Annotated in this window: 5 protein-coding genes; 4 read left to right on the top strand and 1 reads right to left on the bottom strand. The window is 55.4% G+C overall.

The genetic code is table 11. The features are described from left to right. Positions 1–477: type II secretion system F family protein (locus ABJK56_RS19075; protein WP_347246278.1), on the bottom strand; the 477-nt coding region annotated here is incomplete at its 3' end. Positions 478–1,118: 641 nt separating this feature from the next. On the opposite strand from ABJK56_RS19075, the gene serA reads away from it, so the two are divergent. From serA to ABJK56_RS19055, 4 genes are all read left to right on the top strand, one after another. Then, positions 1,119–2,759, top strand: a complete 1,641-nt coding sequence (serA, locus tag ABJK56_RS19070) for a phosphoglycerate dehydrogenase (protein ID WP_347246277.1) — start codon at positions 1,119–1,121, stop codon at positions 2,757–2,759. Positions 2,760–2,927: 168 nt separating this feature from the next. Then, positions 2,928–3,200 (top strand): hypothetical protein, encoded by a 273-nt coding sequence (locus ABJK56_RS19065; protein ID WP_347246276.1) that lies wholly within the window; start codon positions 2,928–2,930, stop codon positions 3,198–3,200. A 345-nt stretch (positions 3,201–3,545) separates the two neighbouring features. Continuing rightward, positions 3,546–4,484 carry a UTP--glucose-1-phosphate uridylyltransferase gene (locus ABJK56_RS19060; protein WP_347246275.1) on the top strand — a complete coding sequence of 313 codons (939 nt, stop codon included), beginning with the start codon at positions 3,546–3,548 and terminating at the stop codon, positions 4,482–4,484. 22 nt (positions 4,485–4,506) lie between these two features. Further along, on the top strand, positions 4,507–5,319 hold an 813-nt coding region (locus ABJK56_RS19055; protein ID WP_347246274.1), incomplete at its 3' end, for a hypothetical protein.

The raw sequence follows: 5,319 nt of genomic DNA, 5'->3' as shown, positions 1-5,319 counted from the left end.
GCCTCGTTCGCCGACTAGCCCAAATCCAAGCGGATCCAGCACGACGTCGCCCCTTTTACCGATTTCCCCCATGATCCATATGAGAAACCCGATCACAATGATCGCAAAGGTGAGCTCAAAAAGAGGCCACACAAGGAGCGACCAGAATGTGCGTCGCCGGGCAATTTCTTCTTCGTAATATCTTCCAAGGAGGCGAAAAGCCTCCGGCAATTTGCCGGTTTCTTCTCCGATGCGGACAATTTGCAGAAAAAGGCGTGGGAAATAATCTTCGGTGAGGGCCAGTGCATCGGCCAAGGCGTAACCTTTGTTTACCGCTTCCGCGACCACCCGTATCGCCCGGCGGTAGGCCCCGCCGGTGGCACGTTCCGCTTCTCGGCGGCAAATGGTTCGCAGGTCCACCCCGGCCTCGATCTGGGTTGCCATTCGCTGGCAAAGCTGTACGAGCTGGCGTTTGGTGATTCGGCTACCGAGCAGCATGGATTACCTGTGAGCGTTGCCTGCTGAGGATTATCTCCTGAACGAACGGAACCGCGTATCGGGAGTCAGGCGAGACACTCTGTTGCTGACTGGAAATGACATACGAAACATAGGCCGGTATCCCCGCGCTGCGCTCTTCCAATGACTGTCGCTGGTATTGACATGGAGTATTCTCGGACCGTATTGCAGTGTGTCCATTGCGTCATCTTACGCCCAGTTGAGCGCCTCTGTAAACGTCTTGGTGGCCGGACGTGTTTGCACTTTTTGTTAGGGCCTGCGACAGGCCCAAGCCTCGATGTGTTGCAGGGGCAATTTGCGAATAGCTCCTAAGGTTTAGCCAGCACCTGAACCAAGCAGTTGAAGCGCGACCGGTCAAATGGATTCTCCAGACGCTGAAATGTGGACCCAATAAGCACCTCCCTCCGAATGCGAATTTTGTAAGCAGCTCACTTTGGCTGAATCTCAAGGGAAGCCCTTGTCCGCGGCCATGTCCCTTTGCAGCGGTGAGTCAAAAGTGGGGATGCGTTGGTTTCTACCGGTGCTTGACGCTTCAGGAGCGTTGCCGTAAAAGTGAAAAATTACGGTCCAGGAAGCAAAAATTGTCAAGTAATATACTGACCGTTAATTTTGAGGACCCACCCATGGTCAAAATCGTAGTGCTGGATCCGATTTCGCCCGAGGGTCTCAAGCTCCTGGAGTCGGCGGGAATGATTGAATATGAGGTCCGCACCGGTCTTAAAGGCGAGGATCTCCGTAAGACGCTCGCCGAGTTTGATGGAGCGATCTGTCGCAGCGGGGTGAAGATCACCGCTGATGCTCTGGAGGGGAACAGGCGATTGAAAGTGATCGTCCGCGCAGGGGTGGGAACAGACAATATCGACACGGCAGCCGCAACACGCCAGGGTATCATCGTGATGAATACGCCGGGTGGTAACACAATTGCCACCGCGGAACATACCATGGCCCTGATGCTGGCCCTTTCCCGCAATATTTTCCCCGCATTCAAGAGCCTTTTGGAGGGGAAATGGGAACGTCATCAATTCATGGGGACTGAGTTGTGTGGGAAGACGTTGGGCATCATCGGACTGGGCCGGGTTGGCCAGGCCGTGGCCGAGCGGGCTCTCGCTTTCAAAATGAGGGTGTTGGGCTATGATCCGTTTTTACCGGAGCACCGGGCCCGGGAATTGGGAATTCGTACCTGCCGCACTTTGGAAGACCTTTTCCCGGAGGTGGACTACCTCACGGTGCATACGCCACTTAATGAGCAGACACGCAACCTGATCGATCGGCCACAAATTCAAATGATGAAAAAGGGGGTGCGCATCATCAACTGTGCACGAGGAGGCATCATCAACGAAGAAGCATTGCTGGAGGGGCTGGAGAGCGGTCATATCGGTGGCGTGGCCCTGGACGTCTTCACAAAGGAACCGTGCACCAACAGTCCACTTTTTGGAAAGCCCAACGTCTTGTGCACGCCACACCTCGGGGCCAGCACCGAAGAAGCTCAAACAAACGTAGCCATCGAAGCGTGCGAGCTGCTCGTGGATTTCTTCACGACGGGCGCCGTGCGGAACTCCGTCAATATGGCGCCCCTTGATCCCAAGACACTGGAGGGCCTGCGGGGATATTTGGACCTTGTTTACCGCTTGGGTCTTCTAATGGCACAAGTCGATCGGGAGCCACCGACCCGCTGCAAGATCCGTTACCAGGGGGAGGTGGCCAATCGAGACACCCGCCTGCTTTCAGCAGCGTTTGCTGCAGGGCTTCTCCAGCATGCTCTCGAGCAATCTGTCAATCTGGTCAATGCTCCCGTCTTGCTCCAGCAGCGTGGAATTGAACTTGCCGAAGAACGGACCACGGATATTGGCGATTTCGCGTCTCAAGTGACAGTGGAGGTTTTTCGGAATGACAGGTCCGCGCTGGCGGCCGGTGCACTGTTCGGCAAATCGCTGCCCCGCCTTGTTCAGAAGGGCGAGTTTAGGCTGGAGAGCCCCTTGGAAGGGACAATGCTCATTATGTATCACCGTGACGTGCCGGGAGTAATTGGGCGGGTCGGCGAGATCTTTGGCCGCCACAACGTCAACATCGCGTTTCTTTCACTGGGACGTGCTGAAAACAAGCCCGGCGGCGATGCGATTGGCGTACTGGCCCTCGACAGCTACCCGCCAGCGGAATCCATCGCAGAGATTCTCAAGCTGGAGCCGATCCATCGGGCGACAGTGGTGGTCCTCCCGCCACGGGGAGAACTCCCCCCTTGGCTGGGTATTGGTATGCCTAAATGAGGGCGCATTGGGACAGCGCAAACGTGAATGTTCCACTGAATTTGCATCCCTTTGCGGGTGAGCTATTCTACTAGTGCCGGTTGTACGGAACCGGTTCTTCAGTCTTTCGTCCCAGGGAATTCCTGTCGATTTCCAAAAGTGACAGGATTTTCAGTGCGAGGACCCGCTATGAATCCCGATGCCATTTTCCCAGATAGCGCAACTTCCCAATCTTCCGGTGGCGAGCCGGTCCCTGTGTTCGTGGATAGGCGTAAAAACCCGCACGGCACATCGCCTGATGGCAGGGAGAGACGTCAGTTTGCTAATTCATATGCTGATCTTTCCCCGGAAGCCCGGGAACTGGGGCAGGCGATCGACGCATACAAGCTGCAGCATCACCGTCGGTTCATCAATTACGAGGAACTTCTGGCGGTAATCAAGTCGCTTGGGTACCACAAATAGGAAATAACGGTCGAAAAACAACGGTCTTTTCTCCTTCCCCGCTACTGAGAATTCCGGTTCTCTGCAGTGCCAGCCTGAAACGCCTCCCATTTTTGGGCAATCGTGGTGCCTCGGCTTGGGCTGTCCGGCCGGGGTCGGCTCCTATACAAGCCCGTCCTCACGATAAAACTGGTCCGAGCTGTGCGACAGAAGGGTTCATCGCCTCTGGGATCGGACCGGAGTTCCTAAACGTCTCAAAAAAGCTATAGTTTGGGGAAGGGCCATCAAGGGCTGCGGGGAGATTTTCTGTCCGGATCTTTATTGCGGAGCTGAGGGAGTCGGTCGTTTAAGGAGAGTTTCAGAGCGATGCCAAGTTCCACTGTCGATCTTGCTGTTGTCCCCGTGGCGGGACGGGGTACCCGGCTGCTTCCGCTGACCAAGAGTCAGCCGAAGGAGATGCTCCCTGTCGGACGAAAGCCGGTCGTTCAGTACGTGGTGGAGGAACTTGTTCGGTGCGGAATCAAACGATTCTTGTTCATTACCGGTCCTGGAAAAACGGCAATCGAAAACCACTTCGACCTCAACCCCGAGCTCATCCAGATGCTGCGGGAAACCGGCAAAGAAGACCTGCTCAAAGAGTTGTCGTTCGAGCGCGCCGAGGTGGATTATTTCTACACCAGGCAAAGGCGGCAATTGGGGTTGGGTCACGCGGTCCTGTGTTCCGCACCTATGGTTCAGAACCAGCCGTTTGTCGTGGCCCTTGGGGATTCGATTATTGGGCTTCAAGCCCAATCGGATGTGGTGCGTCGGATGATCACGCTGTTCGAGGCGGAGTCGGCGGACGCAGTCATCGCGTTTGAGACTGTTCCCCGGGAGGACGTGGTCCATTATGGAATCGCGCAGCCTGTGGGGAATGATCTGGAAAATGGGAACGAGTATTTTCAACTGGCAGGGATCATCGAAAAACCGACCCCGCAGGACGCACCAAGCTGTTTGGCGGTGGCCGCCCGGTACGTATTTCGACCGGCGATTTTCGAGCATCTTCGCCGAACGCCGCCCGGCAAAGGAGAGGAAATCCAGCTCACGGATGCCATCCAGCGAATGATAGAAGCGGGCGGAAAGGTGCTCGGAATTCGCCTACCGCCAGACGAACGCCGGTTTGACATCGGCAATTTTGATAGCTATTTTCGGGCGTTTTTGGAGTTCGCCCTGGCCGACGAGGAATGCGGACCGGGATTGCGAGAATTTTTGCAACGAATGCTCGAAGCACAAGAAAGGACCAGGGCAGGGCAGGGGAGAGAATGAGGTTAGGTCAACGGTGTCAGCTATGATCATTATCAAACGGCGTGCCTACGCTCGGGCAGGTCTGCTGGGAAATCCCTCAGACGGTTATTACGGAAAAACCATCTCTGTGATTGTGCGGAATTTTTTTGCGGAGGCCGTCCTTTATGAATGGGATCAGGTGGAGCTAGTTCTCAGTCAGGAAGACCGCAGTCGATTTGATAGTATCTATGATCTGGCTCGGGACGTCCGTCTTCACGGCTACTATGGCGGAATTCGCCTGGTGAAGGCGACAATCAAAAAATTTGTCGAATACTGCCAGGCCCAGGGGATCAAGCTTCACGAAAAGAATTTTTCCATCCGCTATTACAGCACGATACCGAGGCAAGTGGGGCTGGCCGGATCGAGTGCCATCATCGTCGCGGTCCTGCGGTGTCTCATGGATTTTTATGGCGTGCAGATTCCACAACGGGTGCAACCGTCGCTGGCCCTTGCCGTCGAAACCGAGGAGCTCGGCATCGCTGGAGGGCTCCAGGATCGTGTCATTCAGGTTTATGAAGGGCTGGTATTTATGGATTTCAGCCGAGACAAAATGGAGAATATCCACGGTTACAACTGCGGAGTTTATGAGCCTTTAGATCTCGCCTATCTGCCACCGCTTTACCTGGCGTACAACACGGCCATTGCCGAGCCTACGGAGGTCATCCACAATGATCTTCGCGGGCGCTACCTCCGCGGAGAACCTGCCGTTGTTGAAGCCATGCAGAAATTCGCGGATCTCGCTCAACAGGGACGCCAGGCCCTATTGGAAAGAGATTGGGCGTCCATCAGCTTCCCGAAGGTCGCCCAATCTCTTTCC

The sequence above is a fragment of the Thermogutta sp. genome (genome assembly GCF_039793925.1).
In the GTDB taxonomy this organism is placed as follows: domain Bacteria; phylum Planctomycetota; class Planctomycetia; order Pirellulales; family Thermoguttaceae; genus Thermogutta.
The sequence above is the reverse complement of the archived record's forward strand: the minus strand, read 5'-3'. Positions and strand labels throughout refer to the sequence as shown.